The following is a 1971-nucleotide window of genomic DNA, read 5'->3' as shown; positions in this document are numbered from 1 at the left end:
GACCGCGCTCGAACGCGGCGAACGTTTCCAGGTGCGGCTGCTGCGCGATGCCCCTGCCTGTACGGACTGTCGCAGCGCGCTTTACGCGGATATCCAGCGCCGCGACGCCGACAGCGACGATCCGAACGCCTGGGCCACCGTGCGCATGCTGGGTACCGACGGCGAGGTGGTGAATTTCGTTGCCGAACGCGACGGCGACTATCGGGTCGTGCTCCAGCCCGAACTCGCGGCCGCGGTGGGCTACCAGCTGGCCATGGCCCGTGGTGGATCGCTGTCGTTTCCCGTTACCGGCGCGGCCACGCGCGATATCGGCAGCGGTTTCGGCGCGCCGCGCGACGGCGGCGCGCGCAAGCATCACGGCGTGGATATCTTTGCAGCACGCGGCACACCGGTGACCGCCGTGGCCGACGGGCGTGTGCGCACGGGCACTGGCGGCATCGGCGGCAAGCATGTCTGGCTGTCGTCCGGCATGCTCGGCATCGGTGGCGCGCGCTACTACTACGCCCATCTCGATGCGTTCAACGTCGAATCGGGGGATTCGGTATCGACCGGCGACGTGCTCGGCTATGTCGGCAATACCGGCAATGCGCGGACGACGCCGCCGCATCTGCATTTCGGCATTTACACGTCCTTCGGCCCGGTCGATCCGGCGCCGTTTCTGCGCCCGGCGCCGGATTTGCCGGAGAGCTGATCCAAACGCTTATGCTGTTGATCCGGCGCCAGAAAAGCTGGCCTGGTCAGCCGTTTTCAAAGCGATTGAAAGATAAACGCCGGCGCCTGTTTTCATGTGGGGTTGATTGACTAGGCGCAGCGCTAGCCGGCGTGCCCCGACACGGGTTACACATCGACGCTCTTTTACCCGAACAGCTGCACGTGGGCCGAAGTGCCTGAAACCAACGCCGGATGGCCATCGGCACATCGTCGACAGACGCAGGCGGAATCGGCCCCGCAGGCTGCGTTCTTTGTTGGATTACGCTGCGCTAATCCAACCTACGCCCTGCGTTCGCTTTGGGGGCATCATCGTCGAGTCGCGATCCGTCGTTCGCGCTTTTGGCGTGCATCTGCGGACCGTTCCTCGTCCGAACACGCGAACAATTCAAACCACGGTCAATCGAAATGCAGGCAATCCCGCGGTGCGCCGACGCGGCGTGCCGATCGCATGGCTACGCCCTCGGTCATGGACGCTCGAATAAGCGGCGCGATCCGGTTGAGGCTTTCGGCCGAGGCCCGGTCGATCAGGCGCTGGGCCGAGCTGCGGTGGATCAACGCCCGGGCCCAGGGCGGCAGCAACGCGGCTCCGGCGCCGAGAAACATGCGCCGCGACACACCGGCGACGGGAATCGGCAGGTCCATGGCCTCGAGCACGGCCAGCGTTTCCCGCGAACGATGATCGAAGCGTAGCTGGGGCTGCATGGCCGCGAAGTAATCGTCCATCTCGGCCCGCGATGCCGGCACGTTCTGCGCACCGAGCGCTTCGGCGACCCGCCGCGTTTCGTCGAAATAACGATCCTGGATCGCCACGCTCAGGTCAGCGCGCCGATAGCGCATATAGCCGGCCAGAAAGCTGGCCATCTCGGTACAGTGCACCCAGGTCAGAAGCTCGGGATCGCGCGCCGAATAGGGCTCGCCTTCGTCGGTGGTACCCACAACCCGGGCATGCATGCGATCGACGATATCGATGATGCGCTCGGCATCGCCCGTCGGCGCATAGCTGGTCGCAGCCACGAACATGGTGGTGCGACGCAGCCGGCCGAGCGGGTCTTCACGAAAACGCGAATGATTGACCACGCCGGCAAGCGCACGCGGATGCAGCGTCTGCAGCATGAGCGCGGCGATACCGCCGGACATCATGCCGGGGAAATCGCCGTGGATCTTCCAGGTCACGCTGTCCGGGCCGAACAGGCCGGCGTCGCCGACCGGCGCGTCGTAGTTGATGCCGAAGTCCTCGGTCGTCGCCACCACACCCACGAT

2 protein-coding genes are annotated in these 1971 nt (G+C 65.6%); one reads left to right on the top strand and one right to left on the bottom strand.

Annotation, left to right across the window (positions count from 1 at the left end):
• The coding region (locus ABNU97_RS17715) for a M23 family metallopeptidase (protein ID WP_348767984.1) at nucleotides 1–691 on the top strand (691 nt) is incomplete at its 5' end.
• 416 nt (nucleotides 692–1107) lie between these two features.
• Here ABNU97_RS17715 and ABNU97_RS17710 read toward each other — a convergent pair.
• Nucleotides 1108–1971, bottom strand: an 864-nt coding sequence (locus ABNU97_RS17710; protein WP_348767983.1) for an oxygenase MpaB family protein, incomplete at its 5' end; no start/stop codon positions are given.

Source organism: uncultured Salinisphaera sp., from assembly GCF_964012375.1.
In the GTDB taxonomy this organism is placed as follows: domain Bacteria; phylum Pseudomonadota; class Gammaproteobacteria; order Nevskiales; family Salinisphaeraceae; genus Salinisphaera.
The sequence above is the reverse complement of the archived record's forward strand: the minus strand, read 5'-3'. Positions and strand labels throughout refer to the sequence as shown.